Source organism: Catellatospora sichuanensis (assembly GCF_007483665.1).
In the GTDB taxonomy this organism is placed as follows: Bacteria; Actinomycetota; Actinomycetes; order Mycobacteriales; family Micromonosporaceae; genus Catellatospora; species Catellatospora sichuanensis.
The window spans coordinates 513,787-539,633 of sequence record NZ_VIQO01000001.1 but is presented as its reverse complement, the minus strand read 5'-3'; the positions used below and the strand labels follow the sequence as shown (position 1 = coordinate 539,633).

Below are 25,847 nucleotides of genomic sequence, written 5' to 3'. Positions count from 1 at the left end.
GATTCCTTACCGCTGTAGCTAACGCGACAAGGGGTCCGCACCAACACCGCCGCGCGGCTACAGTTTCGTGCACTGACGACCGCGGCCTGCGCGCCGGGGTCTCGGGTGGCGCTGGTGGCGAGTGAACGGGGTCCCGCCGGATGGTGGGCCGCCGGTGCGCGTCGCCAGCGGACGCTAACCAATCGATGGTCGTGCGTGGGAGGCCGAACGATGTTGGTGCGACTGGCGCTCGCCTGGACCGATCCCTTCGGGATCGCGCACGGCGTGGGCGAGCTTGTGGACATCGACGTGGTCACCCTCGCCGAGCTCGAGGAGCAGGGAGTGGTGGAGAACATGACCGAAATTCAGCCGACGCCGGACCAGCCGCAGAAGGCGTGGGTCGGCCCCGGCGCCCCGCCGACCGGTGACAAGGCGTGGGTCGGCCCCGGGTCGCCGCCCGCCGAGGAGAAGGCTTGGGTGGGCCCTGGCGCGCCGCCCAAGGACGACGAGCCGGAGCCCGAGCCGGAGCCGATCGTCTGACGCGTCACGGCGCGCGACGGCCCGGCAGCGGGCCGGGTGGAGGCGAGCACACGCAGGGCGGTCCGGGAAACCGGCCGCCCTGCGTGCTGTCCGGGTTCAGCTCGCGGTGCAGGACACCCCGTTGAGCTTCACGTTGCTCGGGGCGGTGGACGGGCCGGAGCCGGTGAAGCTCACCGTCCAGCTCTGCGCGGGCGCCAGGTTCGGGGCCCAGCCGGGGGCGTTGACCGTCACCGTGCCGCCGCTGCTGGTGAACGTGCCGTTCCAGCCGTTGACGATCACCTGGCCGTTGCCGAGCGTGAAGGTCAGCACCCAGTTGGTGAACGTGGTGTTACCGGTGTTGGTCAGCACCAGCGAGGCGTTGTAGCCGTTGGGCCACGCGTTGTCGATCCGGTACAGCGCCCGGCAGCTGGTCCCGGTGTTCGGGCTGGGACTCGTGCTCGGGCTCGGCGACACGCTGGGCGACGGGCTCGCGCTGCGGCTGGGGCTGGGACTGGCGCTCGGGCTCGCGCTGGGCGACGGGCTCACCGACGGCGACGGGCTCACCGAGCGAGACGGGCTGGCGCTCGGCGACGGGTCGACGACGCCGCTCTTGGCCTTCATGTTCGCCGAGTGCTGCCGGAACACGGCGTGCTCGGGGCAGCCCTGGCCGGAGTCGAAGCCGCCGCAGTTGCTGTTGGCGGGGAACCACCAGAACGCGTCGCCGTCGCCGCCGGAGGCCTCCATCTCGGCGTACATCTCGGACCACCAGGTGGTCTTGTCGTCGTGCACGTTCCACTCACCGAGGAAGAACGGCTTGCCGACGACGGTGTGCGCGTCGCTGATCCAGCGCCGCAGCAGGGCGCGCGCCGAGGCGTAGTTCAAGCCGGCCCAGCCCTCGGTGGGGTACATGTGCCCCGAGGTGAAGTCGATGTACGGCGAGGACTGGATGTAGGTCCACGGGCCGCCGGAGTCGCCGCCGTAGCCGTACTTCGTCTCCTGGCCCTCCTGGCCCGTACCCAGCAGGTGGTTCGGGTCCAGGCTCTTGACCAGCGCGCCCATCTCGTCGACCCAGGCCCGCAGGGTGGTGCCGGTGGTGTTCTCGTTGGGCGTGGCGTCGGGGTAGCGGGGCTCGTTCATGAGCTCCCAGGCCAGAATGGTGGGGTCGTTCTTCCAGGCCACCCCGGTGAACGAGTTCGTCCTGGTCAGGGCCTTGGTGACGTAGTTGCGGTACTGCGTGAAGCAGCCCGGGCAGGCGGTCTTGTTGAAGAAGCGCCAGCGGTTGGCGTATCCGGTGGGCAGGCCCTCCCAGGACAGGCGCTTGTCGATGCCGCCGTACGCCTCCCAGAAGTTCTCGAACACGGGGATGAGCCGGATGTTGTGGTCCCGGGCGGACTTCATGACGTAGTCGAAGAGGATGAACGCCTCCTCGGTGTAGACGCCCTCGGCCGCCTCGAAGCCCATCCAGTCCTCGTGGCTGAACATCCACAGCCGCAGCACCGACACGTTGTCGCTCCGCAGCCGGGTCATGTGGGCATCGATCTTGGCCTTGTCCACGTACTGCTCGCCGGGCAGCCAGTCGTAGCCGAAGGTGAACACGTCGTAGGTGTTGGTGCCGGCGAAGTAGTACGGCTTGCCGTCCAGGCAGAAGCGGATGCCGCAGCGGGTGACGAAGCTGTCGCGCGGGTCGGCCGCCTGGGCGGCGGGGGAACCGACGAACGGCAGGGCCAGGGCCAGCGTGGCCGTGACCGCCGCCAGTGCGGCGAGCAGGGCACGCCGTGGAGAACGGGACATGGGGACTCCTTGGGAACGCGGCCGGTCTCAGCGATGCGGGCACATCGCGGGCGATGGGAACGGCCGTCAATGGAAGCGCTCCCATATTAGGGCGCGACCCCGCCGAGGTAAAGCGGTTCAGTAGAGGCAGAACCCGTTGCGCGGCAACGTGCTCCGGGCATGGCCGAGGCCCCGGCCCGGCTGCGGGGGCAGCGGGCGCGGGGCCTCGGGTGCGGCTGTCAGCGGTCCTGCATGCCGGCGCGGCGGCGCAGCGCGGGGACGTCCATCACCACGATCCGGCGGCCCTCGGTGCGCAGCCATCCCCGGCTGGCGAAGGAGCCGATCGCCTGGTTCACGCTCTGCCGGGAGCCGCCCGCCATCTCGGCCAGCTGGCTCTGGTTCAGCTCGATCGTGATCATCGGGGCCTGGCTCTCCCCGGCCAGCCGCACCAGCGTCTTGGCGACGCGGCCGGGCAGGTCGAGGAAGACATGGTCGGCGTTCTGCTCGGTCAGCCGGCGGATCAGCGCGCCCAGCGAGCGCATGACCGCGTCGAGGATGCGCGGGTTGGAGTGCACCAGCTCCATGAACGCGCCGCGCGACAGCGCCAGCGCGGTGCAGTCCTCCAGGGCCTCGCACGAAGCCGAGCGTGCCGAACCGTCCAGAAGGGACACCTCGCCGAGCACGTCCGGCGGGCGCAGCACGGACAGCACCGCGCGCTCGCCAGTCGGAGAGGTGCGGAAGATGGCCACCGATCCGCGCTTGAGCACGATGAGGGACTCGCCGGGGTCGTTCTCGACGAACAGCAGCTGCCCCTTGCGGAAGGTGCGCGGCACCGCCGCGGCGATCACCCGCTGCCGTACCTCAGGCTCCAGACCAGCGAACATGTCCACCCCGGTGAGCGCGTCCGCAGCTTCCGGAATGCGAATCTCCACCGTCTACCCCTTCCGTGTTCCCACCCCCGCCGACGCACACGGTCGTGGCGGTCGGCGCAACCCTGGACAGATCATCGCGTGCGTGAGCCGCCACGTCCACTCCGTGCGTCGCCATCGGAGGCTGTCCATCGACGAATCTGCCGCAACGCAGACACCTCCGACGGATACGACAGCGTGCTGCCACATGTGATAATCCGCCCGTGCTGGCTGACGATACGATCCGCACGACACTTCGTACGTCATGGCACCTTCAGCCGGACGGCTGCACTCCGCTGGACGGTGAGCCGACGACATCGACCAGGTCGGTTGCCGTGGGTGACCGGCGGTACCTGGCGGTCCTGGTGGCGGGCCTGGAACGGCCCCGGTTCGAGGCGGGGCTGGCCGCGGCCGAACATCTTGCCCGGCAGGGTCTCGACACGGGAGCCCCGGTGCGCGCCGCGGACGGCGCGCTGTGCGTGCCCGCCGGCGAGTACGTGCTCGCACTCGTGGAGTTCGTGCCCGGCCGCCCGCTCGACGGCGCGGACCCGGTGGATCAGCAGTGGTGGGGCGACCGGCTCGGGGCGGCCCACCGCGGGCTGGCCGGGTTCCGGCATTCCGGGCTGCCCGCCTGGCACCCGCTGCGGCCGGACGCATCGTATCTGTCCGTGGCGGCCTGGTTGCGGCCCGCGATCGCCGGCGCGGTCACGGCGTTGACGAAGCTGCAGGTCACCGACCGGCTCACGGTCGGCCCGCTGCACGGCGACCCGCGCCCGGAGGCGTTCCGGCTGGACCCCGCAACGGGCCGGATCGGGCTGGTCAGCTGGGGTCGGGCACTGGCCGGGCCGCTGATGTACGACGTCGCCTCGGCCGTCCGGCACGCGGGCGGCCCGGCGCACGCGCACGAGTTGCTGTCGGCGTACGAGGACGCGGGCCCGGTGCCGGTCGCCGAGATCGAGGGCAGCCTCGACACCCTGCTGCGCTTCCGCTGGGCGATGGAGGCCGACGAGTGCGCCCGCGCCCTGGCGGCGCTACCCCCCGACAGCCCCGCCGAACACTGGCGCACCCGCCTCGACCAGGCCCGATTCGCCCTCCTGAACGACTAGCCCACCCACCCACCCACCCACCCACCCACCACCGCCGCCCACGCCAGGCGGGTGCAGTTTCGGGGAAAGTGCACGAATCATCGACCCCATTCCTGCACTTTCCCCGAAACTGCACCCGGGGAGGGCGGGGGTGCGGGGTTAGGAGGTGCGGAGGTGGGTTAGCACCAGAGGGTCGATGTGGCCGGGGACCATGCGCTCCTCGAGGTTCTCGATGCCGGCCCAGTCGGACAGGGCGGCGTCGAGATCGGACCGGGTGTGGCCGCGGGCGGCCAGCAGGGCGCGGACCTCGTCGGCGACGGCGTCGCGCAGGGGCAGCAGGGTGGCCGGGTCGGGCTTGTCGAACAGCAGCGTGTGGACGTCGAGCAGGCGGGCCAGCTCGGCGCACGGGTCGGGGTGGTCGTCCACGCGCAGGTCCACCACGACGTCGCCGGTGCCGCCGTAGCCCTGCCCGGGGGCGACGACGAACAGCGCCGCGCTCTGCCGCCCGCGCTTGTCGCCGCCCGCGCCGTCGCCCGCGCGCAGCGCCGCGAGCAGCCGCCGCGCCAGCGCCGCCGACGGTTCCGAGGACAGCCAGGCGGTCTCCATCGCGGCGACCACCTCCGGTCCGGCGAGGATGTTGCCCTGGATCGCGTACCCGTCGCCGGTGCGGCCGCCGGCCCAGCCGTGGCAGTCCGCCCCGGTGAACGTCGCGCCGTCGCCGCTGCGGCCCACGACGCCGAGCTGGCGGGAGTCGCGTCCCGGGTCGGCGGCGGTCAGCCCGGCCACCACGTCGGGCGCCGCGGTGCCGGTGCGCAGCAGGGCCAGCCCCTGCGGCCGGTAGGCCAGGTTGGCGTAGGACTGGGTGGCCAGCGCGCCGAGGGCGGCCTCCGCGGCGGGCACGACAGCCCCGACGGCCAGGAATTTGCTGGCTACGGCGACCCCGTGTGCGAGCCCGTCGGCCGAACGCGCGACGATCGAGAACGTCATGGCGCTCAGGGTAGGGGTCCGCGGCGCCGGGCGCACAGCAGAGATCCTCACGACAGGGGAAGACGTGGCCTACCGCTATTTCTACGACTGCGAGTTCATCGAGGACGGAGTCACCATCGACCTGGTCTCGATCGGCGTGGTCGACGAGTTCGGCCGGGAGTTCTACGCCGTCTCCACCGAGTTCGACCCGTCCCGGGCCATCCCCTGGGTGCGCGACAACGTGCTGAACCTGCTGCCGTCCCCGGCGGACAAGGCGTGGCGCTCGCGCGAGCGCATCCGCACCGAGCTGCTGGAGTTCATGACCGAGCCGTTGCAGGGCCGGCCGCAGGAGACGATCGAGCTGTGGGCCTGGTACGGCGCGTACGACCACGTGTGCCTGGCGCAGCTGTGGGGGCCGATGGTGACGCTGCCGCGGGCCATCCCGCGCTTCACCAAGGAGCTGCGCCAGCTGTGGGACGACAAGGGGCGTCCGACGCTGCCCGAGGCGGCGACGGCCCGGCACGACGCGCTCGTCGACGCCCGGCACAACCTGGCGCGCTGGCGCGCGATGACGGCGCGTAAGCGCAAGGACGCCAAACCACCCGTGGTGGACGCCGGGTGAAGGGCCGGTGACAGGCCGGGGCGGCACAGCCCGGCCTGCCGCGGGCCTGTCACGCACGGGTAACCTTGCCATGACGACACTGTTGCGCTCGCCTGGTGATCGGCTTGCGGCCCCGACATGTGGACAGCGGCGGGGCGTGCTGGCCTTAGCCTGGTGATCCCAGTACAGTGCGCATTTGCGGCCCGCCCCGGCCGGCAGCGTAGCCGTGATCACTCGTCTCCCGGGGCCCGGCAACTGACTACCCGTAATCGGGAGGACGAGAAAATGCGTATCGGCGTACTCACCGGCGGCGGCGACTGCCCCGGTCTCAACGCGGTCATCCGCGCCGTGGTCCGCAAGGGCGTGGGCACCTACGGGCACGAGTTCGTCGGGTTCCGCGACGGCTGGAAGGGACCGCTGGAGGGCATCACCCGCCCGCTCGGCATCCCGGAGGTCCGCGGCATCCTGCCGCGCGGCGGCACGATCCTGGGCTCGTCCCGCACCAACCCCTTCAAGATCGAAGGCGGCGTGGAGCGGATCAAGCAGAACCTGGCCGACATGGGCGTGGACGCGCTCGTGGCGATCGGCGGCGAGGACACCCTCGGGGTGGCCACCAAGCTGACCGAGCTGGGCGTGAACGTCGTCGGCGTGCCGAAGACGATCGACAACGACCTGGGCGCGACCGACTTCACGTTCGGTTTCGACACCGCGGTCAACATCGCCATGGAGGCGATCGACCGGCTGCACACCACGGCCGAGTCGCACCACCGCACCGTGGTCGTCGAGGTCATGGGCCGTCACGCGGGCTGGATCGCACTGCACGCGGGCCTGGCCGGTGGCGCGAACGTGATCCTGCTCCCCGAGCAGAAGTTCGACCTGGACAAGGTCGTCGAGCACGTGGAGACCCGGTTCAAGACCAACTACTCGCCGATCATCGTGATCTCCGAGGGCGCCATGCCGACCGACGGTGACATGATCACCATCAACGGCGAGCTGGACGCGTTCGGCCACGTGCGCCTCGGCGGCATCGGCAACTGGCTGGCCGACCAGCTGGAGAAGCGCACCGGCAAGGAGGCGCGCGCGGTCGTGCTGGGCCACACCCAGCGCGGTGGCACGCCCACCGCCTTCGACCGGGTCCTCGCCACCCGCTTCGGCCTGCACGCCATCGATGCCGTGCACGAGGGCGACTTCGGCAAGATGGTCGCCCTGCGCAGCACCGACATCGTCCGCGTCCCGCTCGCCGACGCCACCCGCGAGCTCAAGACCGTCCCCCTCCACCGCTACACCGAGGCCGAGGCCTTCTTCGGCTGAGCCAGACCCTTGCGCGGGTTGATCATGAACTTATGGCACGGGTCGACGGTGTGTCGCGTCCATAACTTCATGATCAACCCGCTTTCGCTTGCTGGAGGGGAGCACGGATGTACACCGTTGCCGTGATCGGGGCGGGGAAGATCGGGGAGGTGCTGCTGTCCGGGCTGGTGAAGGCCGGGTGGCCGGTGGACCAGATCGTCGCGACGGCGCGGCGGGAGGAGCGGGCCGAGCAGCTGCGCAACCGGTACGGCATCAGGGTGCTGGACAACGCCGAGGCGGTGGCCGTCGCCGACGTGGTGGCGATCGCGGTCAAGCCGCAGGACGCCGGCGCGCTGATGGCCGACCTGGGGCCGCAGATCCCGGCCGGGAAGCTGGTCATCTCGCTGTGCGCCGGACTGCCCACGGGGTTCTTCACCAAGTGGCTGGCCGAGGGCACGCCGGTGGTGCGGGTCATGACGAACACGCCTGCCCTGGTGGACGAGGCGATGACGGCCATCTCCGCCGGACCGCACGCCACCGCGCACCACCTGGCCATCGCCGAGGAGCTGTTCTCGCCGCTGGGCCGCACCATCCGGGTCCCGGAGAGCCAGCAGGACGCGGTCACCGCGCTGTCCGGCTCCGGCCCGGCGTACTTCTACTTCCTGGTCGAGGCGATGACCGACGCGGGCATCCTGCTCGGGCTGCCGCGCCAGGTCGCGCACGACCTCATCGTGCAGACCGCGATCGGCTCGGCCATCATGCTGCGCGACTCGGGGGAGCACCCGGTGAAGCTGCGCGAGGCGGTCACCTCGCCCGCGGGCACCACCATCTCGGCCATCCGCGAGCTGGAGAACCACGGTGTACGCGCGGCGTTCCTGGCCGCGCTGGAAGCCGCCCGGGACCGGGCGAAGGAGATCGCCGACCAGGCCGCGTGACCACGGACGCGTGATCCCGTCACCCCCGCAGGCTCATTCACGCCTGCGGGGGTTCCTGCTGTTCGGACTGTCGCTTTAGGCTCAGAACAGGGAGTTTGAGCCGAACCCCCGGCCCCGTAGCTCCGCCCTCGGAGCCACACGCAAGGAGACGGCCATGCGACGTGCCGCAACAGTCATCGGGACCACCCTCGCCGCCCTCATGATCTCCGCCCCGGCCTATGCGTACGCGCACGACCGGGTCACCAACCCCGTGCTGCACGCGATCCTCGACGTGCTCACCCTCGCGGTCGTCACCGCTCCGGTGTGGACCGCCTTCGCCTGGTCCCGTGGCCGCCGCTCGGCAGCGCTGATGCTGCTGATCGGGCTGGTGCAGATCCCGGCGGGGGTGCTGGCGTTCGTGCCCATCCCCGACCCGGTGCTGCACTCGGTGGCCCTGGTCACCAGCCTCGCCATCACGGTCACCTCGATCGTCTACGTACGGCGCGAGGCCGCCGTCGCGGCGACGGTCGAAGCGGTCGGCTGAGAGACCCGCTGCCGGGGCGACCCGGCGGACGGAGAGGACCCGCTGTCGGCTGTGTGCGACGAGTCGCGGACGGCCGGCGGCGGTACAGCGCAACCGCCCGATCCGGTGCCGCCGGGTCGGGCGGCGGTGCGCAGGGCCATCCGCTCGCCGTCCAGGTCCAGTTCCAGCTGCTCGCCGCTGCGCCGCACGCGCGGGCAGCCCGGATGCGGTGCACTCCAGACCCCGTCGGTACGCCGGTACGCCGTCCACCGGCAGTGCTCCTCCCCGACGTACCCCCAGGCCATGAACAGCTCGCTGCCCAGGTAGCGGTAGAGCCCCACGGTGGCGGTGCGCCCGTCCTCGGACCGGCGGAAGAACTCCCCGGTCAGCCCCGGCACGACGTGCCCCTCGAGGTCGATGTCGGACACGGTCCGGTGCGGCGCGTACTCGCCCAGCCGCGGCAAGGTGGTCATGCCTCCTCCTCGCGGTGCTCGTCGTCGCCATGACTTGTCGTCGACATGATTCGCTCGCTGTGCTCGCTCATATCCGATCAACGACGCCGCGCCCTGGCGGGGACACGTTCGCGCAGGCTGATCTCAGGGGGCGGAATGCGCCACGTCGGCTGCGGGCGGCGGTGGACGCGGCCTTACCCTTGAGCCCATGCGCCACGAATGGCATGAGCTCAGGCACCCCGGTCTCGAACTGGGCGACAACCGGCAGCCCGGCGAGTCCGGCGTCACCATCGGGCGGCCCACCAGCCTCGCCTCGGCGGAGGACCTCGGCCTGGACCACTGGCGCACCCTGCCGCGGGCGCAGATGCCGCCGTGGGAGGACTACAGCGAGGTCGAGCAGGTGTGCCGGGTGCTGGACTCGGTGCCCTCCGTCGTCGCGCCCTACGAGGTCGACCAGCTGCGCCAGCGCCTGGCCCAGGTCTGCGAGGGCAAGGCGTTCCTGCTGCAGGGCGGCGACTGCGCCGAGACGTTCGCAGACAACACCGAGCACCATCTGCTGGCCAACGCCCGCACCCTGCTGCAGATGGCGGTGGTGCTGACGTACGGCGCAAGCATGCCGGTCGTCAAGGTGGCCCGGGTGGCCGGGCAGTACACGAAGCCGCGCTCGCAGGCGCTGGACTCGCTCGGCCTGCCCGCGTACCGCGGTGACATGATCAACTCATTGGAGCCGACGCCGGAGGCCCGCGTCGCCGACCCGCAGCGCATGATCCGGGCGTACGCCAACGCGGCGGCCGCGATGAACATGCTGCGCGCGTACCTGGGCGGCGGCCTGGGCGACCTGCACGCGGTGCACGACTGGAACCGCGACTTCGTGCGCACCTCCGCCTTCGGTGAGCGCTACGAGGCCATCGCCCGTGAGATCGACCGGGCGCTCGCGTTCATCCGCGCCTGCGGCATGACCGACGAGGAGGCCCTGCGCACGGTCACCCTCTACGCCTCGCACGAGGCACTGGCGCTGGAGTACGACCGGGCGCTCACCCGTATCGCCGACGGCCGGGCGTACGGCCTGTCCGGCCACTTCCTGTGGGTCGGCGAGCGCACCCGCGACCTGGACGGCGCGCACCTGGACTTCATCTCCCGCATCGCCAACCCGATCGGCGTGAAGCTCGGCCCGACCACCACGCCCGAATACGCGCTGCGCCTGTGCGAGATGCTCAACCCGGACAACATCCCGGGCAAGCTCACGCTGATCAGCCGGATGGGCAACCACCAGGTCCGCGACAGCCTGCCCCGGCTGGTCGAGACGGTGCGCGACAACGGCGCGAAGGTCGTCTGGCAGTGCGACCCGATGCACGGCAACACCCACGAGTCGTCCAACGGGTACAAGACCCGCCACTTCGACCGCATCGTCGACGAGGTGCTGGGCTACTTCGAGGTGCACAAGATGCTGGGCACCCACCCGGGCGGCATCCACATCGAGCTGACCGGCGAGGACGTCACCGAGTGCCTGGGCGGCGCGCAGGCGCTGGTCGACTCCGACCTGCCCGGCCGGTACGAGACCGCCTGCGACCCCCGACTGAACACCCAGCAGTCCCTGGAGCTGGCCTTCCTCGTCGCGGAGATGCTCCGCGGCTGAGCCGCCGCGTCGCACCGGCCCCGACGGGGCCGGTGCGGCGGCAGCCGCCCGGGGGAGACGGCGCGAAGCCCTGCTCGGGCCCGTCCGGGGGGGGGCGCGGCGCCGGGGCGCCCCCGCCGCCCCCCCCCGCCCCCGCGGGGGCGGGTGCGACGGCAGCAGCCCGGGGTCGACGGCTCGAAGCCGTGCCAGGGCCGGGCCGGTCAGTTCTCGTAGTAGGACGAGGTGCCCACCACGGTGCAGTCCGTGCCGGGCACCTGGAACCCCATCGCATAGCCGAGCGGCACCCGCTGCTGCCGCCCGGTGCCGAGCACGCTGAACCGCACCGGGATGGTCTTGAACCAGGCCCGGCCGCACGCCTCCCAGGGCCGCTCCTCCAGCGTGATGTGCAGGAAGATCAGCAGGTCCTCGCCTGCGCCGACGTCCAGCGGCGCGAAGGCGGTGGCGGACTCCTCACAGAAGCAGCGGGACCGCTCCACCGCCGCGGCGTCGGCCACGAGGACCTTCTCGATGTCGTAGATGAGGCTCTCGTCGGGGATGCCGGTGACTCGGACGGGCAGCGGGCCGGGATTGTGCACCGAGAAGGCGATCACATGCCGAGCGCCGGCCTGGAACGGGTGGCGGATCTCCTCGTAGTCGGCGGCGACGTAACTAGTGCCGCCCCGCGCCGCCCCGCCGAACGCGCCGTGATCCAGCGTGTGGGAGCGCGCCGTGACCTGCCACGCCGAGACGCCCAGGGCGATGAGGCCGACCAGGGCGACGGCCAGCCACATCCGGCGGCGGGAGGTGCGAACTGGCGTCGGAGCGTCGGTCATGGCGAGCAGCGTAGGGGTTGATCGCCAAACGCCGCTGTCCCGGGATCCGGGCCGGTCGGCGTCCACCCGGCGTGATGCGGTAGGAACGAGGCATGACGCAACTGGTTGATCTTCGCAGCGACACCGTCACCAAGCCGACCGCCGCGATGCGGGCCGCGATGGCCTCCGCCGAGGTCGGTGACGACGTGTACGCCGAGGACCCGACCGTCAACGCGCTGGAGCGCAAGGTCGCCGCGATGTTCGGCCACGAGGCGGCGCTGTTCGCCCCGACCGGCTCGATGGCCAACCAGATCGCGCTGCAGCTGGTCGTGCCGCCCGCGCAGGAGCTGCTGTGCGACGCGAACGCGCACGTGGTGACGTACGAGATCGGCGCGGCCGCGGCCATCGGCGGCATCTCCAGCCGCACCTGGCCCTTCGCGGGCGGTCTCATCGACGTGGACCAGGTCGCCGCGATGATCCGCCCGGACGGCTATCACGCGGTGCCGACGCGGGCGCTCGCGGTGGAGCAGACGCACAACATGGCCGGTGGCGTCGTCATCGGGCTGGACACGCTGCGCGCGCTGCGCGAGGTCGCCGACACGGCGGGAATCGCGATGCACTGCGACGGCGCGCGGATCTGGCACGCGCACGTCGCCGACGGGGTGCCGCTGGCGGAGTACGGCGCGCTGTTCGACACGCTCTCGGTGTGCCTGTCCAAGGGCCTGGGCGCGCCGGTCGGCTCGCTGGTCGTGGGCAGCGCCGAGAAGATCGCCAAGGCGCGCTGGATCCGCAAGCGCATGGGCGGCGGGATGCGCCAGGCGGGCATCCTCGCCGCGGCAGGCATCCACGCGCTGGACAACCACCTGGAGCGGCTCGCCGAGGATCACGTCCGGGCGCGGCGGCTCGCCGAGGCGCTGATGCCGTACGGCGTGGTGGACCTGGACCGGGTGCGCACCAACCTCGTCATCCTCGACCTGGCCAAGACGGCTCTGGACGCGCCCACGCTGGTCGCCCGGGCCCGGGAGCAGGGAGTGCTGCTCGGTGCGCTGGGGCCGCGTACCGGCCGCCTCATCACGCACCTGGACGTCGACGACGCAGGTACCGACCGAGTGATCGACGTGCTGGTGGCCGCCCTCCGCGCTTGATATCTTTATCGGAGCGGATTTGATATCAAGCGTCAGGGGTAGGCCATGCGTACTGTGATCGACATCGATGACGAGGCACTGGCTGAGGCGTCCGCCGAGCTGGGCACGACGACGAAGGTCGCCACGGTGAACGAGGCATTGCGGCTCGCCGCGGCTCGTCGCCGTACAGAGGAATACTTGCAGCTACTGCGCGATCTCGAGCTGACCGAGGAGGATCGCGCGCAGGCGTGGCGGAGCTGATGCTCTTCCTCGCGGACAAGTCTGCCCACGAGCTCGCACGCCGCGACGAGAAGGCGGGCCGCGCCTTCGAGACGCTGGCAGTGACGGGCCTGCTGGCCACCTGCGCCATGGTGGAACTCGAGATCTTGTACTCGGCGCGCAACCGTGCCGAGCACAAGATCCTCAGGGCCTACCTCCGTGAGCACTGTGTCTGGCTGGAGACCGCTGATGCAGTGTTGATCGGTGCCGTGGATCTGCAGGAGGAGCTGTTCGACCGCGGGATGGGACGCAAGCCCCTCCCGGATCTGGTCATCGCCTCGGTGGCCGTCCACCACGATGCGGTGCTGGTGCACAACGACCGCGATTTCGCGGACATCGCCACCGTCGCACCGGCCCTGCGGCAGCGATGGATCGTCCCACCCGGCTGAGCCGGCCTTACCTGTCGGCGAGCCCCCGGACACGTGACGGGCCGGTGCGATACGGCACCGGCCCGTTCCACGTTCTTCGGCAAGTCTGAGACCCGGTCAGGGTTCCGGGTGTTCCGTGACGTTCTGGAGGTAGAGGCCCTCGCCGAGACTCGCGATCAGGGCGAGCTGAGTCTCCAGGTAGTCGATGTGGTGCTCCTCGTCCTTGAGGATGTCCTCGAAGATGTTGGCCGAGGTCACGTCACCGACCGAGCGCATGTACTCGATGCCGAGGCGCAGCCGCTCCACGGCCTCGACCTCGACCTTCATGTCGCACTCGAACTGTTCCTTGACGGTCTCACCGATGCGCAGCGCGAAGAGCTTCTGGAAGTTCGGCAGGCCGTCGAGGAACAGAATCCGCTCGGCGAGGCGGTCGGCGTGCTTCATCTCGTCGATCGACTCGTGCCGGGTGTACTTCGCGAGCTTCGTGTATCCCCAGTTCTCCTGCATGCGGTAGTGCAGCCAGTACTGGTTGATCGCGGTGAGCTCGGCGGTCAGTTGCTCGTTCAGGAACTCTATGACTCGGGCGTCGCCTTGCATGGTGAACTAACCCCCCACGGGAACTCGTATAGGGGGTAATCTACGCGGGTTGTCCGTTTATGTACCGATAGACACGAGCGTGTCGGCGTTCTCCTCGTCGATCAGGTCGTAGATGCGGTCGATGCAGGAACCGCATCCGGTCCCCGCGCCACATGCCTGGCCGACGGAGTCCTCGCAGCGTGCGCCCGCTCGGATCACCGAGCGCACTTCGCACTCACGAACCCGTTCACAGATGCAAACGAACACAGCAGGGACCCTTCGGCACTGGAGGAGTGAGGCTCCGATCAAGCAAGCCTTGCCTCAGTAAGGGTGCCCTAAAGGAAATACCTAGCGCAAGCCCCTGAGCAGGGAAATGTCAGCGGCGTGCGTCTCACCGGGTGTCTCGACGATGATCGGCACACCGGCGACGGCCGGGTGGCGGAACATCTCGGCGAACGCCTCCGAGCCGATCATGCCTTTGCCGATGGCCTCGTGCCGGTCCCTGGTGGACCCCAACGGGTCCTTGGAGTCGTTGGCGTGCACCAGGCCCAGCCGGTCCGGACCGCAGACCTCCACCAGGGAGTCCAGGGTGAGCGTCATGCCGCCCGGCTTGGCCAGGTCGTGCCCGGCCGCCCAGGCGTGGCACGTGTCGAAGCACACGCCCAGCCGCGGGTGGCGGTCCACCGCGTCGAGATACGGCCCCAGGTCCTCCACCCGGGCCGCCAGCGAGCGCCCACCGCCCGCGCTGGGCTCGACCAGCAGCCGCGGGCCGTCGTCGGGCAGCGCGTCCAGCAGGGGCAGCAGCACCTCGCGGACCTGGCGCATCGCCGCCGGGGTGTGCTCGGCGTCGACCGAGGAGCCGGCGTGGAAGACCACCCCGTGCGCGCCGATCGCCGCGGCCCGCAGCAGCGCGTGCGCCAGCACCTCGCGGGACTGCTCCACCGTCGCGGCGGTGGGGGAGCCGATGTTCACCAGCAGCGAGGCGTGCACGTACGACGGGACCTGCCGGGTGTGGCAGCCGGCGGTGAAGGCCTCGTCCTGGCGCGGGTCGCCGGCCGGGCGGGCCCAGCCCCGCGGGTTGCCCACGTAGACCTGCACCGCTCCGGCCGAGACCGCGTCGATGTAGGCCAGGGCGGCCTTGGCCAGCCCGCCGGCCGTCGGCGCGTGCGCGCCCACCGCGTTCGTCATCCCAGCTGACATTCGATCACCACGTGCTGTCCCTGCTGTACCGCCGTGTTCGGGGCGGGGTCCTGGTTCACGACCTTGAACCAGTTCTTGTCGCCGAGCACCCCGCGGACCTCGACCTGCAGCCCCAACGAGGCCAGCAGACCCTCGGCGTCGCCGCAGCGCGCGTTGCGCACCTCCGGCATGGCCTTGAGGTTCTGATTGTTGCTGACCTGCAGTTTCACCTCGTCGTTGGGCTCCGCGCCGGCGCCGTTGGCGGGTGTCTGCTTTACCACGATATCGAACGGCTTGTCGGATTCCACCCGCTCTACGACCACCCGCAGGCCCATCTTCTGCAGGATGTCGGTGGCTTCGGCGATCGACTTGCCCTCGACGAACGGCACGCTCAGCGGGGCCTTGCCCTTGCTGACCACGACCTTGACCTCGGTGCCGGGCTTGACTTCGGTGTCGGCCTTGGGATCGGTCGACAGCACGGTTCCCTTCGGGGCGAGGTCGTCGTACTTCTCCGCGAGCTTCACCGCCTTCAGCTTCAGCGGCGCGGCCTGCAGGTCGGCGACGGCCAGCTCCCAGGACTTGCCGATCACGTCGGGCACCAGGTAACGCTCGGGACCGGCGGACAGTGTCAGCACCACCGTGCCGCCGCGCACCACCCGCTGTCCGGGCGTCGGATTCTGCACGAGCACGACGTCCTTGGGCACGTCCTCGCGGTACTGCGGCTCCAGGTACTCGTACTTCAGGCCCGCGTTCGTCAGCGTGGTGATCGCCTGGTCCTTGGTCAGGTTCAACAGCTGCGGCGTCACCTCGTAGCGGCCGAAGCCGAGCCACCAGCCGCCGGTCAGCACCAGCAGTACCAGCACGACCGCGCCGGCGGTCAGCGCCGTGCGGCCCCGCGGGTCGGCCATCAGCTGCCGGTACTTCGCCTTGATCCGGTCGACCGGGCTGCTCGGGGCCGGCGCCGGGGCGCGGCGGCGCGAGCGCGGCGCGGGCTGCGCGTCGGGCAGCCGGGCCCAGGACGGGCGCTCGTGGGGCACGACGTGGCTGACCACGACGGTCTCCTGCGCCACCGGCCGCATCCGCTGCGTGGTGGTGCTCGCGGTGACGTTCTCCCGGGCCGCCTGCACGGCCGCCAGCAGCGCGCCGGCGTCGGTGGGGCGGCCGCCGGGGGAGCGGCGGGTCGCGGAGGCGACCAGCTCGTCCAGCGCCGGGGGCAGGCCCGCGACGATGCGTGACGGTGGCGGCACGTCCCGGTCCACGTGCTGCCAGGCCACCTCGACGGGGCGCTCGGCGTCGTAGGGCACGCGGCCGGTGAGCATCTCGAACAGCACGATCCCGGCGCTGTACACGTCGCTGCGCGGGTCGGCGTGGCCGTCGGTGACCAGTTCGGGGGCGACGTAGGCGACGGTCGCCATGAGCTGCCCGCCGCTGGCGTCGTCGGCGCTGGCCTCGACGGCGCGGGCCAGGCCGAAGTCGGCCACCTTCGCGACGGCGTCGATGAGATTGTGGCTGCCGCCGGTGGGCGCCTCGGCGACCAGCACGTTCTCGGGCTTGACGTCGCGGTGCACCAGGCCGGCGCGGTGTGCCGCGGCCAGCGCCGCCAGCACCTGCTCCATCACGGCGAGTGCCTCGACCGGGGTGAGCCGGCGGCGCTCGGCGAGGATGTCGCGCAGCGTGCGGCCGCGCACGTACTCCATCACCAGGTAGGGCAGGCCGGCGTGGATGCCCTGGTCGTAGACGGCCACGACGTTGGGATGGGTCAGCCGGGCGATGGTCTTGGCCTCGTCGGTGAAGCGGTCGAGGCTGAACGCCTGGCCGGCGGCATCGCGTACCTGCGCCGGGTGAATGATCTTCAGAGCGACGGTGCGCTCCAGGCGCTCGTCCACTGCTGTGTAGACGGTCGCCATGCCACCACGAGCTACGCGACCGCGGATGCGGTAGCGCCCGTCGACGAGTGTGCCGAGTAGTGGATCGGCGACCTGAGTGTCCATCGCAGCGCAGTCTAAGTCAGCCGACGGCCTGCGTCGTACACCCGCGCGTGCGATCGCGTCGCGATCGGGTGTTTCTGCTGCATGTCAGGGGGTCACCGGGTCCTTGTGGGTGTCCGGCGGGACCGGATCAACCGGGTGCGAGGTGTCCGGCATCACGATCGCGGACGCCGATGCCGGCGCGGACGCCGAAGCGGACGTGGACGCCGAGACGGACGGGCTGGGGCAGGGCGACGGGCTCGGTGAGGGCGACGGCGACGGCTTGTGCGACGGTGAGGGTGTCGGCGACGACTCGCAGTCGCACGGGGTCGGCGTGGGCGAGGGCGTGCGCCGCGGGCTGGGACCCGGCGTGACGATCTGGCCGGCCGGTGCGTCTTTCACCCGATCGGTGGGACTGGGTGTCGCGTTCGTCTGCCGCCACGGCACCGGCTCCGCGGAGCCCGCGGGCACGGTCACGTGCGGCAGGGCACCGGGCAGGCGCTCGTCGCCGAGCAGGGCGTCCACCCCGGCCGCGATCGCGTAGTAGCCGCCGACCCCGACCGAGGCCAGCACCAGCGCGCCTGTGGCGAGCACGACACGATGGCGGGCCCGGGGCGGCTGGGGGTCCGGCCCGTCACCGACCGCGGGCATCTCGGCGGTGTCGCCCTTCATCCGGCGCCGGGCGAGGTCGTAGCGCAGCGAACGGCGTGCGCCGTCGATCTCCCGCTTGATCATCTGCCAGGGATTCATCAAAGGCTCCTCTCCTCGGCCGCCACGGCGGCCGGGACGGGGATGCGGTGGTGGGCCCGGTCGGCGACGTGGCAAGGTGTGGAGGTGGCCGAAACTTCGCACTCGACGACCGACGCACCCACGACCTGGCTGCCCCTGCCGGACGTGGCCGAGCGCCTCGGCCTGTCGATCCTCAAGGTGCACCAGCTGATCAAGGACGGCTCGCTGCTGGCCGTACGCCATGAGGGCGTGCGCCAGGTGCCTGCGGAGCTGGTGGCCAACGACATCGTGCTCAAGCACCTTCCCGGCGTGCTGACGTTGCTGCGCGACGCCGGGTTCAACGACGATGAGGCCGTGCGGTGGCTCTACACCGCCGACGACACGCTTCCGGGGACGCCCGCGGCGGCGCTGGGCGGCGACAAGGCCCGCGAGGTGAAGCGCCGGGCCCAGGCCGTGGCCTTCTGACGGTGTACGCGTACCTGGCGGTGCTGCTCGGCTGCCTGCTGTGCGCGCTGTGGCTGGAGCCGGTGCTGCGGGTCGGGGTGCTGCGCCAGTGGCGGCGGCTGCTGGGAGTCGCGGTGCCCGTGGTGCTGGTTTTCGGTGCGTGGGACCTCGCCGCGATCGCGGCCGGACACTGGTCCTTCGACCATGACCAGGTGCTGGGCGTATGGCTGCCCGGCGGGATGCCGCTGGAGGAGCTGCTGTTCTTCCTGGCGGTGCCGCTGTGCGCGATCCTCGGCTTCGAGGCCGTGCGCAAGGTGCTGGACCGGGCCGGGCGCTCGTGACCTACACCGCGGCCGCTGTGCTCGGCCTGGCCGGTGCGGTGGCGGTCGACCTGCTGGTGTTGCGCACCCGGGTGCTGCTGAGCCCGGTGTTCTGGGCGACCTATCCGATCGTGCTGGTGTTCCAGCTGCTCAGCAACGGGGTGCTGACCGGGCGCGGGGTGGTCCGTTACGCGCCCGAGGCGATCACGGGCCTGCGCGTCGCGTACGCCCCCGTCGAGGACCTGGTGTTCGGCTTCGCGCTGGTGCTGTTCACGCTGTCGCTCTGGGTCTGGACCGGACGGCGGCGACGATCAGCGCGGCCGTGACCGCGAACGCGCCGACCGCCTTGGTCAGCACCGGCACCCCGAGCCCGTTGGGCAGCGTCAGGAACGCGCAGACCGCGGCCGCCACAGCCAGCCACCTCCGCCGTCGCGGATCCGTCTCCGCGGCCGCGAGCACGGCCAGCGGCGCCAGCGCGTACCACGGATAGAACACCGGCCCGAGCAGCGCCGTCGCGGCCATCACCCACCCGCACGCCCGCACCACCGCCCCGGCGTCACCCCGCCGCCGCCACGCGTGCACCAACCCCCACACCCCGACCGCCACCAGCGCCACCAGCCCCGACGCCCGCCCCACGGCCACCGCCGCATCGACCCACTCGCCCCGCCCGACCAGCCGCAACACATAGCCCGCAGCCATACCGACCGCCGTCGGCGGCGAACTCCACTGCACCAGCTCCCCGGTCCCGCGCAGCGCCGAAACCCACCCCAGGCCCAGCCCGCTCACCACACTCACCCCAGCGAACGCGGCAACCCCCGCAACCGCCCCCGCCCACCACCGCCGCCCCAGCAACACCAGCACGAACGGCACCACCACCACCGCCGTCACCTTGACCCCCACCGCCCCCGCCACCAAGCCCCCCACCCCAACCGCCCCCCACCACGCCCCCGCCCCGCCCGCGCGGGGACGATCTTGCGCGGCCTGTGGGGACGACACGCCCGAACCGGGCAAAGGGGCGACAGTTCGCGCAAGATCGTCGCGATCTCGGGTGGTCAGGGTCAGGGCGAGGGCGGTGACGGTGAGGGCGGCGACCAGGGCGTCGTTGTGGAGAGCGGAGAGGGCATGGACGGCGGTCAGGGGGGTGAGCAGGGCGAGCCAGTAGGCGGCGGGCACGGGGACGCCGCAGGCGCGGGCCAGGGGCGGTAGGGCGAGGGCGAGCAGGGCCAGTGCGGCGAGGGTGAGCATGCGCAGGCCTGCCAGCGCGCCGATCAGGCCGCCGAGGCCGGTCACGGCGGCGGTCAGCAGCACCGCGACGGGGCCGTAGGGGGTCGGGGTGTGCCACCAGAGTTCCGGGACGGCCGAGGTCCAAGGACAGCCGCCGTCGGCGACACCCATCGTGTACGGGTCCAGGCCCGCCCGCCACAGCCAGCCCTGGCAGGCGTACGCGTAAGCGTCGCGGCTGCCCAGCGGCGGCGCGACCAGCAGCGGCGCGGCCCACGCCGCCCCGATCGCCAGCAGCCGCCACGCCGGGCCGGCCCACCGGCCCACCGTGCCGGGTCGACCCGACGTGCCCGTGCGGCCCGCCGGGCCGGCGCCCCGCGCGCCCTCGGCCAGGTCAGGTCCCGACCTGCCGGTGATCAGATCCCCGGCCCGGCCCAGCCGCCACCATGCGGCCGTCCAGCCGGCCATACCGACCAGCCAGCACGCCAGCCCCAGCAGGAAACTCCCGGGCACCGCACCGAACCCGCCCAGCCGCAGCCCGGGTCCGGGGTCGCCGCCGGGCAGCGCGCCCGCCAGGTACGCCGAGGCGGCCAGCAGCACGCCCGAGACGCAGCCCAGGGCGACGGCGGCACGGGAGGCGGCGTGGGGGAGCACCCGTTGATGATTCCACGGTCCTTGATCGCACCCACGCGACACCGCACACTCCCTGATGTGGACAGGTATGCGACGCGGCGCAACATCACGATCGCCGCCGTGGTGGCGGTGCTGCTGATCGCCCTCATGGCGCTGGTGGGGTACTGCGCGCGTACCGCCATGACGCCCTCCGGCGAGGGCGGCGCGCCCGCCGCGTCGGGCGGCCGGACCCCGGTGTCGGGGCTGCCCACGGTGCCTCTGCGCGACCTGCCCAAGGAGGCGGTCGCCACGGTCGCGCTGATCGACGCGAACGGGCCGTTCCCCTACGACAAGGACGGCACCGTGTTCGGCAATCTGGAGGGCATCCTGCCCCGGCAGCCGCGCGGCTACTACCGCGAGTACACGGTGCCCACGCCGGGTTCACGCGACCGCGGTGCGCGGCGGCTGGTGGCGGGCCGCGACGGGGACATCTACTACACCGACGACCACTACGACAGCTTCCGGCAGGTGCTGCGGTAGCTCAGGTGGCGCGGTGCACCGCGGCGTCGGCCAGCTCGCGCAGCATCTCGGCCGCCTCGGGCTCGACCGGCGCGGCCTCCAGCGCGGCGAGCGCCGTCGTGGTCAGCTCGGCGATGTACGTCTCCGTGCGGGCCAGCGCGCCCGACTCCGTGATGATCCGGCGCAGCTGCGCCACGCCGGCCTCGTCGAGATCGGGCCTGCCCAGCGCGGCGGCGAGCGTGTCGCGGTCCGCGGGCGCGGCGTGCGCGAGCGCCATGACGATGAGATAGGTCCGCTTGCCTTCACGCAGGTCGTCCCCGGCCGGTTTGCCCGTGGCCACCGGATCGCCGAACACCCCGAGCACGTCGTCGCGCAGCTGGAACGCCTCGCCCAGCGGCAGCCCGAAGGCCGAGTAAGCCTGGCTCAGCGCGGCGGGGGCGTCGGCCAGTGCGGCCCCCAGCAGCAGCGGGTGCTCGACGGTGTACTTCGCCGACTTGAACCGGGCCACCTGCGACGCCCGTTCCACCGAGGTGTCCGCCGAGGCCTGGGTGAGCACGTCGAGGTACTGCCCGATCATGACCTCGGTGCGCATCAGGTCGAAGACCGGCCGCGCCCGCGCCACGGTCACCGGGTCGAGCCCACCCGCGTGCAGCATCTCGTCCGACCAGACCAGGCACAGGTCACCGAGCAGGATCGCGGCCGCCGCGCCGAACCCGGCCGCCCCGCCCTGCCAGTTCTCGCGGTCGTGCAGCATCGCGAACCGGCGGTGCACCGCCGGCTCGCCGCGGCGGGTGTCGGAGGCGTCCATCAGGTCGTCGTGCATCAGCGCGCTCGCCTGCACCAGCTCCAGGGCGGCCAGCGCGGACACCACGTCGTCGCGGTCCTCGCCGCCCGCTCCGCGGTAACCCCAGTAGGCGAAGGCGGGGCGCAGGCGTTTGCCGCCGCCCAGCACGAACGCCTCCACGGCGTCTGCCAGCGGGCCGAGGCCGGCATCGATGCCCGCCATGTGCGCCCGGCGGTCGGCCAGGAAGACCGCCAGAGCCTTCTCGACCCGCGGACGCAGCGCGGCCCGGTCCACCGGGTGAATGGTCATGGGACGAACTTAGTTCACTCCCGGCCGTGTGGATGACCCCGGGAGGTATGACGTGAGCTGGGTGATCAGCTCACTCAAGTCACGCACCGCGCGGGTCTGCGTACGGGCCGCCAGCCGCACCGACAGTTCGCGGGTCTGCTCGGCTGCCCGCACCGACCCGGCCCGCACCGCCTCGACCGCTGCGTCCGCGCCGACCGCGCAGGCCTGCTCCACCTCGCCGACGCCGAGCAGGGCACGCGCCAGCCAGCCCGCGTAGACCGCGCGGGTGCGCGGCTGACCGCGGCGCGGCCGCCGCAGGCCCGGCTGCTCCAGCAGCGGCAGCGCCCGCACCGGCCGGTCCAGCACGACCAGGCAGCGGCCCGTCATCGCGGCCAGCTCGGTCTGGTCCAGCCAGTACAGCCAGGAGGGCTCATGCTCCGGCCGCACCCGGTCGCCGAGCCGCCGGGCGACCAGCAGCCCGTCGGCCGCGGCACGCCCGTCTCCGGCCCGCGCCGCGGCCAGCGCCGCCCGGTGCGCGAGCAGCGCCCGCAGACCGGGGCTGCCCACCCGGCGCGTGCCCGCCGCGGCGATCCGGGCCAGCCGCCAGGCCGCTCGCGGATCCGCCTCGCAGAGCAGATGGCTGGCCCCGCCCAGCACGTGCCCGCCCAGCGCAGTGTCGTCAGCCTCCATCGCCAGCACCAGCCCCGCCCGGTATGCCCGCAGCGCGGTCGCCCGGTCCCCGGCGTCGGCGGCGGTCCACCCGGCGAGCTGCGCCAGCTCCGTCGTGGGCCGCAACAGGCGCCGTCTGTCCGCGCCGCGCGCGCGGTGCAACCGGTCGGCCGCCTGCGACCAGCACCGGTGCGCCACCGGGGCCAGATCGGCCCCGCCCACGAGATCGTCCATCCGCCGCAGCTCGGCGATGTGCCGATCGAGCTGCGCGGCCTCCCGGTCGCCCGGCCGTACGAGGAACCGGCCCCACCCGGTGTGCACCGATCCGGCGGCAGCGTGGCCGGATCCGGCCGGCGATCGTGCGGCGCCCAGGTCTGCCAGGCGCCAGGACTCGCCCGGCGCGGCGTCGCCGTGCACGGCATGGCGCAGCCACTGCTCGGCGAGCCGGTGCAGCCGGGTGACGCCGTCGGTGGGAGCCGACCGGTCGACCGGCCGCGCGGCGGCGGCCAGCCAAGCGGGCGGCAGGTCGAGCACGAGCGCGAGCCAGGCCAGCCACTGCGCGCCGGGCAGCCGGTCACCCCGCTCCCAGCGGCTCACCTCGTGCCTGGTCACCGTGGTGACCTCAGCCGCCGCGCAGAGCAGCGCGGCGAGCCTGGTCTGGCTGTACCCGCGACGGCGTCGGGTCTCAGCGATCAGTCTGCCCAGTGGTGGACGGGACACGGCGGCCTCCAGGCTCGTCCCACGGCGTTACCGGACACAGCCGACCCCCGGCGCAGGCCCCCATGCGCCGACCCGTTTCTACCGTCCGCGTACGACACCGCGGCCTCGCCCCGAGATCGCCGCTTTCGCGATCGCTGTCTCGTGTCGGAAAACGCGCTCCGGCCTCACTTTCCGACACGCGACGGCGATCATCGCGCTGCGAGCCGCGTCGCCGCGAGTTGCCGGACCTCGGGTGTCTCGATCGGATCGTGGACAAGGCCGTCCAGCACCGTCCTGGTGAGTTCGTCGAGGTGGACGTGGGCAGCGGCGAACTCGCGCACACCGCTCTCGCTGTCGAACAGGCCCTGCACCAGCGGAACCTCGGCGGCCAGGGGGTCGACCGCCAGCAGCGCCCGCAGGCAGGCCGTCCGCTCGTACGAATGCGGAGTCCACTGCCACATCGCCCACAACCGCGGCACGGCATCGGCCGCGACAGCACCGAAGCGGGCGAAGCCGTCGGCCAGGGTGTCGAACCCGCACCACTCGTCGCCCTCCCACAACCTGTCCCAGGCTTCGATCAGCCGAGGGATGTCCTGCTCAGTGCCGTGCGCGGCGAGCAGGCCCGCGCCGAACCGGTGCATCCGCCCGTCCTGGGCCCACACCCTGGCGTGGCCGATCGCGGCCGGGCCCAGCCGGGAGACCGCACGGTGCAGCAGCGGCGTCCCGAAAAGGTCCTCGGCCAGATCCAGCAACCGCGGCTCCGGCGCGGATCGGGCCAGCTCCCGCACCGCAGCCGACCGCTCGCCGCGCGACGCCAGCGGGTCGGTCAGCACCGCGACCAGCACATCGTTGGGGCGTGGGGCGGGCGTCGGCGGGCGTGCGCTGCGTTCGGCCGTCCGCCGGGTCAGGTCGCGGATCCGGGGATGCCGCTGCGCCCAGGTGGTCCAGGGGTCCCGGAACCCCAGCACGTCGTCCTCGTCCTGCGGGGTCAACCGGGCGAGCACCACGGTGTCGAGGTCGTCCCAACTCTGCCTGGGCCACCGACCGGTGATCTCGTCGAGCACCGCCATCCAGTGGTCGGCCTCGGCAACGGCCTGCCGCAGCGCGGCCACCGCCCGGCGGTCACCCGCGTGACCGAGCGTCTCCAGCACCCTGAGCGTGACGTGGAAGGAGCCCTCGTCGTAGGAGGTCTCGTCGTCGAGGTCGAGGTCCCGGTCGGCTGTCCAGAAGAGATCGACGATCGGTGTGAGATCCATGTCCAGGTCGCGGACCAGGCGGGCGAGATAGTCGCCGCAGTCGTCGACCTGGCGGTCCCAGCGGTGGTCGCGCGCGATGCAGGCGAACACGGCCTCGGTCACGCTTGCGTCGCGTCGATCGCGGCGTGCCTTGAGCACGCCGCGCCCATGCCCGCGTTGCAGGCATCCCAGCAGGGTCCGGGGATGGTCGTAGTACCAGTGGTGTCCGTCGTCATCCGGTTCGGTCATCGTGGATCAGGATGGCCCCGCACAGCCGGCCGGCCAACTGAAATACCGAGTGATCGTCCGCCCATGGCCCGCCGCAGCGATGACCGTGTCGGAGGAGAGATCACCATCCCCCGTGGTGTCGTGGAGTGCGACTGTTCCGAACGACGGAGGGTCGTCCTGCGCGATGGCGGGCGAGCAACCGGCATACCGGCGGGTGGCGGATCAGCTGCGCCGACTCATCCTCAGCGGTGAGCTGGCAGAGGGGATACGCCTGCCTTCTCTGCGTGAGATCGCCGCACAGCACGGCGTCGCCGTGAGCATCGCGACGCGTGCGCTGGACGTGCTGCGCGCCGACGGCCTGGTGATGGCACGGCCCGGTGCGGGGACGTACGTGCGCCGGTTCGAGCGCATCGTGCGCAGCTCGCCGGGGCGGCCGGCCAGCGGTTACTGGGGTGCCGGCACGGCGATTCAAGACCATGACACGGGTCCGCGGGCGCGGGCCGTCACCTGATCGCGCATTTCGGCGACTGGGCTCTTGACAGCCGTTGACCTTGCGTGATGTCGAGCGTTCGGGCCGCGAAGTAGATATCCGCGCTGGTCGGAGCCGTGTAAGGACTCCAAGTCCCCTGGCCCCTTCACATCTTTGTGCTGGCCCCTCCCGTGCGGCGGAATCTTCGCTGTGATGAACGGGCTCGCGCTGGTGGACGGCACTCCCGACACCGGTGTGAGCCGCCGGGGCGGCGCGTCATCTCCCATGGCCTGCGTCGCCCCGGTGCCCTTCGTCGCGTACACCCTGGAGGGTCTGATGGATCTGCCCCCGATCGACTGGGAGAACCCGCCGCTGGACCCGCCGGAGCAGGTGGTGCAGCCGCTGATGTGGCGGCTGGCCGCGCGACTGCTGCACGACCACGTGCCGGGTGCGGGCTTCCGGCCGCCGGTGCACCGCTGCCGGGTGTGCGAGCTGCCGTGGCCCTGCCCGCCGCGGCGGTATGCCGAACGCGGGCTGCTCGCCGCCTGCCGGCACCCGGCGGTGGGACGCGGGTCGGCCTCGTTCGCGGACTGGTTCCTCACCGACGAGGAGCCGCGGTGAGCGCGCCGGCCCGGACGGGTGCGGATGAGACCAGAGGGGCCCGTGAGCACGGTCACGTGGGCGGGGCGCACCACGCACTGGG

30 protein-coding genes are annotated in these 25,847 nt (G+C 72.0%); 16 read left to right on the top strand and 14 right to left on the bottom strand.

Features of this window, described 5'->3' with window-relative positions:
* The first annotated feature begins 210 nt into the window (after positions 1-210).
* Positions 211-519, top strand: a complete 309-nt coding sequence (locus FLL47_RS17305; protein ID WP_144121523.1) for a hypothetical protein — start codon at positions 211-213, stop codon at positions 517-519.
* 96 nt (positions 520-615) lie between these two features.
* Here the strand turns inward: FLL47_RS17305 and FLL47_RS17300 are convergent, their stop codons facing one another.
* Both FLL47_RS17300 and FLL47_RS17295 read right to left on the bottom strand, forming a co-directional pair.
* On the bottom strand, positions 616-2,289 hold the full coding sequence (locus FLL47_RS17300) for a cellulose binding domain-containing protein (protein ID WP_144121522.1): 1,674 nt from the start codon (positions 2,287-2,289) through the stop codon (positions 616-618).
* Between the two features lie 218 nt (positions 2,290-2,507).
* Positions 2,508-3,200, bottom strand: coding sequence for a Crp/Fnr family transcriptional regulator (locus FLL47_RS17295; protein WP_144121521.1), 693 nt, complete (start codon positions 3,198-3,200; stop codon positions 2,508-2,510).
* Between the two features lie 311 nt (positions 3,201-3,511).
* On the opposite strand from FLL47_RS17295, the gene FLL47_RS17290 reads away from it, so the two are divergent.
* Positions 3,512-4,282 carry a phosphotransferase enzyme family protein gene (locus tag FLL47_RS17290; protein WP_246158052.1) on the top strand — a complete coding sequence of 257 codons (771 nt, stop codon included), beginning with the start codon at positions 3,512-3,514 and terminating at the stop codon, positions 4,280-4,282.
* A 138-nt stretch (positions 4,283-4,420) separates the two neighbouring features.
* On the opposite strand, the gene FLL47_RS17285 is transcribed toward FLL47_RS17290, so the two are convergent.
* Complete coding sequence (locus FLL47_RS17285; protein WP_144121519.1) at positions 4,421-5,248, bottom strand: DUF1028 domain-containing protein; 828 nt, start codon at positions 5,246-5,248, stop codon at positions 4,421-4,423.
* Positions 5,249-5,312: 64 nt separating this feature from the next.
* On the opposite strand from FLL47_RS17285, the gene FLL47_RS17280 reads away from it, so the two are divergent.
* From FLL47_RS17280 to FLL47_RS17265, 4 genes are all read left to right on the top strand, one after another.
* A complete protein-coding gene (locus FLL47_RS17280) occupies positions 5,313-5,849 on the top strand; it encodes a polyadenylate-specific 3'-exoribonuclease AS (protein WP_144121627.1) in 537 nt (178 codons plus the stop codon).
* 264 nt (positions 5,850-6,113) lie between these two features.
* Positions 6,114-7,139 (top strand): 6-phosphofructokinase, encoded by a 1,026-nt coding sequence (locus FLL47_RS17275; RefSeq protein WP_144121518.1) that lies wholly within the window; start codon positions 6,114-6,116, stop codon positions 7,137-7,139.
* 107 nt (positions 7,140-7,246) lie between these two features.
* Positions 7,247-8,053: a pyrroline-5-carboxylate reductase gene (gene proC / locus FLL47_RS17270; RefSeq protein WP_144121517.1), complete on the top strand. Its 807-nt coding sequence runs from the start codon at positions 7,247-7,249 to the stop codon at positions 8,051-8,053.
* Positions 8,054-8,207: 154 nt separating this feature from the next.
* On the top strand, positions 8,208-8,576 hold the full coding sequence (locus FLL47_RS17265; protein WP_144121516.1) for a hypothetical protein: 369 nt from the start codon (positions 8,208-8,210) through the stop codon (positions 8,574-8,576).
* On the opposite strand, the gene FLL47_RS17260 is transcribed toward FLL47_RS17265, so the two are convergent.
* On the bottom strand, positions 8,525-9,028 hold the full coding sequence (locus tag FLL47_RS17260; protein ID WP_144121515.1) for a hypothetical protein: 504 nt from the start codon (positions 9,026-9,028) through the stop codon (positions 8,525-8,527). The genes FLL47_RS17265 and FLL47_RS17260 overlap by 52 nt on opposite strands.
* Positions 9,029-9,215: 187 nt before the next feature.
* On the opposite strand from FLL47_RS17260, the gene FLL47_RS17255 reads away from it, so the two are divergent.
* Positions 9,216-10,643, top strand: coding sequence for a class II 3-deoxy-7-phosphoheptulonate synthase (locus tag FLL47_RS17255; RefSeq protein ID WP_144121514.1), 1,428 nt, complete (start codon positions 9,216-9,218; stop codon positions 10,641-10,643).
* Between the two features lie 200 nt (positions 10,644-10,843).
* On the opposite strand, the gene FLL47_RS17250 is transcribed toward FLL47_RS17255, so the two are convergent.
* Entirely contained in the window at positions 10,844-11,455 is a 612-nt protein-coding gene (locus tag FLL47_RS17250) for a hypothetical protein (protein ID WP_144121513.1), read from the bottom strand.
* A 92-nt stretch (positions 11,456-11,547) separates the two neighbouring features.
* Here FLL47_RS17250 and FLL47_RS17245 point away from each other — a divergent pair, with 92 nt between their 5' ends.
* Genes FLL47_RS17245 through FLL47_RS17235 form a run of 3 tightly spaced genes read left to right on the top strand, consistent with a single transcriptional unit; the run spans position 11,548 to position 13,226 of the window.
* Complete coding sequence (locus tag FLL47_RS17245; RefSeq protein WP_144121512.1) at positions 11,548-12,579, top strand: threonine aldolase family protein; 1,032 nt, start codon at positions 11,548-11,550, stop codon at positions 12,577-12,579.
* Between the two features lie 45 nt (positions 12,580-12,624).
* Positions 12,625-12,819, top strand: a complete 195-nt coding sequence (locus FLL47_RS17240) for a type II toxin-antitoxin system VapB family antitoxin (protein ID WP_144121511.1) — start codon at positions 12,625-12,627, stop codon at positions 12,817-12,819.
* Positions 12,807-13,226: a PIN domain-containing protein gene (locus FLL47_RS17235; RefSeq protein WP_144121510.1), complete on the top strand. Its 420-nt coding sequence runs from the start codon at positions 12,807-12,809 to the stop codon at positions 13,224-13,226. Before FLL47_RS17240 ends, FLL47_RS17235 begins: the two co-directional genes overlap by 13 nt.
* 96 nt (positions 13,227-13,322) lie before the next feature.
* Here the strand turns inward: FLL47_RS17235 and bfr are convergent, their stop codons facing one another.
* From bfr to FLL47_RS17210, 5 genes are all read right to left on the bottom strand, one after another.
* Entirely contained in the window at positions 13,323-13,802 is a 480-nt protein-coding gene (gene bfr / locus FLL47_RS17230; protein WP_144121509.1) for a bacterioferritin, read from the bottom strand.
* Positions 13,803-13,859: 57 nt separating this feature from the next.
* A complete protein-coding gene (locus tag FLL47_RS17225) occupies positions 13,860-14,048 on the bottom strand; it encodes a (2Fe-2S)-binding protein (RefSeq protein WP_144121508.1) in 189 nt (62 codons plus the stop codon).
* An 81-nt stretch (positions 14,049-14,129) separates the two neighbouring features.
* Positions 14,130-14,969: a deoxyribonuclease IV gene (locus tag FLL47_RS17220; RefSeq protein ID WP_425457706.1), complete on the bottom strand. Its 840-nt coding sequence runs from the start codon at positions 14,967-14,969 to the stop codon at positions 14,130-14,132.
* On the bottom strand, positions 14,966-16,951 hold the full coding sequence (gene pknB / locus FLL47_RS17215; protein WP_144121506.1) for a Stk1 family PASTA domain-containing Ser/Thr kinase: 1,986 nt from the start codon (positions 16,949-16,951) through the stop codon (positions 14,966-14,968). Before pknB ends, FLL47_RS17220 begins: the two co-directional genes overlap by 4 nt.
* A gap of 84 nt (positions 16,952-17,035) precedes the next feature.
* Positions 17,036-17,677, bottom strand: a complete 642-nt coding sequence (locus FLL47_RS17210) for a hypothetical protein (protein ID WP_144121505.1) — start codon at positions 17,675-17,677, stop codon at positions 17,036-17,038.
* A gap of 84 nt (positions 17,678-17,761) precedes the next feature.
* Between FLL47_RS17210 and FLL47_RS17205 the strand changes: the two genes are divergently transcribed.
* From FLL47_RS17205 to FLL47_RS17195, 3 genes are read left to right on the top strand one after another with little or no spacing between them, the layout of a single operon-like run.
* Positions 17,762-18,121 carry an Rv2175c family DNA-binding protein gene (locus FLL47_RS17205; RefSeq protein ID WP_144121504.1) on the top strand — a complete coding sequence of 120 codons (360 nt, stop codon included), beginning with the start codon at positions 17,762-17,764 and terminating at the stop codon, positions 18,119-18,121.
* 2 nt (positions 18,122-18,123) lie between these two features.
* The gene (locus FLL47_RS17200) at positions 18,124-18,441 is read left to right on the top strand and encodes a lycopene cyclase domain-containing protein (protein ID WP_246158050.1); all 318 of its coding nucleotides are present in this window, start codon (positions 18,124-18,126) and stop codon (positions 18,439-18,441) included.
* A complete protein-coding gene (locus tag FLL47_RS17195; RefSeq protein WP_144121503.1) occupies positions 18,438-18,746 on the top strand; it encodes a lycopene cyclase domain-containing protein in 309 nt (102 codons plus the stop codon). The genes FLL47_RS17200 and FLL47_RS17195 overlap by 4 nt, the downstream gene beginning before the upstream one ends.
* On the opposite strand, the gene mptB is transcribed toward FLL47_RS17195, so the two are convergent.
* A complete protein-coding gene (gene mptB / locus FLL47_RS17190) occupies positions 18,691-20,295 on the bottom strand; it encodes a polyprenol phosphomannose-dependent alpha 1,6 mannosyltransferase MptB (RefSeq protein WP_144121502.1) in 1,605 nt (534 codons plus the stop codon). The two genes, FLL47_RS17195 and mptB, sit on opposite strands and share 56 nt — an antisense overlap.
* Positions 20,296-20,352: 57 nt before the next feature.
* Between mptB and FLL47_RS17185 the strand changes: the two genes are divergently transcribed.
* Positions 20,353-20,793 carry a guanyl-specific ribonuclease gene (locus FLL47_RS17185; RefSeq protein WP_246158049.1) on the top strand — a complete coding sequence of 147 codons (441 nt, stop codon included), beginning with the start codon at positions 20,353-20,355 and terminating at the stop codon, positions 20,791-20,793.
* 1 nt (position 20,794) lies between these two features.
* On the opposite strand, the gene FLL47_RS17180 is transcribed toward FLL47_RS17185, so the two are convergent.
* From FLL47_RS17180 to FLL47_RS17170, 3 genes are all read right to left on the bottom strand, one after another.
* A complete protein-coding gene (locus FLL47_RS17180; RefSeq protein WP_144121501.1) occupies positions 20,795-21,865 on the bottom strand; it encodes a polyprenyl synthetase family protein in 1,071 nt (356 codons plus the stop codon).
* Between the two features lie 9 nt (positions 21,866-21,874).
* Positions 21,875-23,233, bottom strand: coding sequence for an NsdA family TPR-like regulatory protein (locus FLL47_RS17175; protein ID WP_144121500.1), 1,359 nt, complete (start codon positions 23,231-23,233; stop codon positions 21,875-21,877).
* Between the two features lie 188 nt (positions 23,234-23,421).
* Entirely contained in the window at positions 23,422-24,696 is a 1,275-nt protein-coding gene (locus FLL47_RS17170) for a hypothetical protein (RefSeq protein ID WP_144121499.1), read from the bottom strand.
* A 163-nt stretch (positions 24,697-24,859) separates the two neighbouring features.
* On the opposite strand from FLL47_RS17170, the gene FLL47_RS17165 reads away from it, so the two are divergent.
* Positions 24,860-25,186, top strand: a complete 327-nt coding sequence (locus FLL47_RS17165; RefSeq protein WP_186315772.1) for a GntR family transcriptional regulator — start codon at positions 24,860-24,862, stop codon at positions 25,184-25,186.
* Positions 25,187-25,357: 171 nt separating this feature from the next.
* Positions 25,358-25,765, top strand: coding sequence for a hypothetical protein (locus FLL47_RS17160; protein WP_144121497.1), 408 nt, complete (start codon positions 25,358-25,360; stop codon positions 25,763-25,765).
* Positions 25,766-25,847: the final 82 nt, after the last annotated feature.

Bases quoted from the DNA above. Each gene is read 5' to 3' on its own strand.
- FLL47_RS17285 (WP_144121519.1), bottom strand. From the start codon at position 5,248: ATGACGTTCTCGATCGTCGCGCGTTCGGCCGACGGGCTCGCACACGGG.
- FLL47_RS17160 (WP_144121497.1), top strand. From the start codon at position 25,358: ATGAACGGGCTCGCGCTGGTGGACGGCACTCCCGACACCGGTGTGAGC.
- FLL47_RS17300 (WP_144121522.1), bottom strand. From the start codon at position 2,289: ATGTCCCGTTCTCCACGGCGTGCCCTGCTCGCCGCACTGGCGGCGGTC.
- FLL47_RS17275 (WP_144121518.1), top strand. From the start codon at position 6,114: ATGCGTATCGGCGTACTCACCGGCGGCGGCGACTGCCCCGGTCTCAAC.
- FLL47_RS17165 (WP_186315772.1), top strand. From the start codon at position 24,860: ATGGCGGGCGAGCAACCGGCATACCGGCGGGTGGCGGATCAGCTGCGC.
- proC (WP_144121517.1), top strand. From the start codon at position 7,247: ATGTACACCGTTGCCGTGATCGGGGCGGGGAAGATCGGGGAGGTGCTG.
- FLL47_RS17170 (WP_144121499.1), bottom strand. From the start codon at position 24,696: ATGACCGAACCGGATGACGACGGACACCACTGGTACTACGACCATCCC.
- FLL47_RS17305 (WP_144121523.1), top strand. From the start codon at position 211: ATGTTGGTGCGACTGGCGCTCGCCTGGACCGATCCCTTCGGGATCGCG.
- FLL47_RS17240 (WP_144121511.1), top strand. From the start codon at position 12,625: ATGCGTACTGTGATCGACATCGATGACGAGGCACTGGCTGAGGCGTCC.
- FLL47_RS17180 (WP_144121501.1), bottom strand. From the start codon at position 21,865: ATGACCATTCACCCGGTGGACCGGGCCGCGCTGCGTCCGCGGGTCGAG.
- FLL47_RS17255 (WP_144121514.1), top strand. From the start codon at position 9,216: ATGCGCCACGAATGGCATGAGCTCAGGCACCCCGGTCTCGAACTGGGC.
- pknB (WP_144121506.1), bottom strand. From the start codon at position 16,951: ATGGACACTCAGGTCGCCGATCCACTACTCGGCACACTCGTCGACGGG.
- FLL47_RS17210 (WP_144121505.1), bottom strand. From the start codon at position 17,677: ATGAATCCCTGGCAGATGATCAAGCGGGAGATCGACGGCGCACGCCGT.
- FLL47_RS17250 (WP_144121513.1), bottom strand. From the start codon at position 11,455: ATGACCGACGCTCCGACGCCAGTTCGCACCTCCCGCCGCCGGATGTGG.
- FLL47_RS17245 (WP_144121512.1), top strand. From the start codon at position 11,548: ATGACGCAACTGGTTGATCTTCGCAGCGACACCGTCACCAAGCCGACC.
- FLL47_RS17265 (WP_144121516.1), top strand. From the start codon at position 8,208: ATGCGACGTGCCGCAACAGTCATCGGGACCACCCTCGCCGCCCTCATG.
- FLL47_RS17220 (WP_425457706.1), bottom strand. From the start codon at position 14,969: ATGACGAACGCGGTGGGCGCGCACGCGCCGACGGCCGGCGGGCTGGCC.
- FLL47_RS17260 (WP_144121515.1), bottom strand. From the start codon at position 9,028: ATGACCACCTTGCCGCGGCTGGGCGAGTACGCGCCGCACCGGACCGTG.
- bfr (WP_144121509.1), bottom strand. From the start codon at position 13,802: ATGCAAGGCGACGCCCGAGTCATAGAGTTCCTGAACGAGCAACTGACC.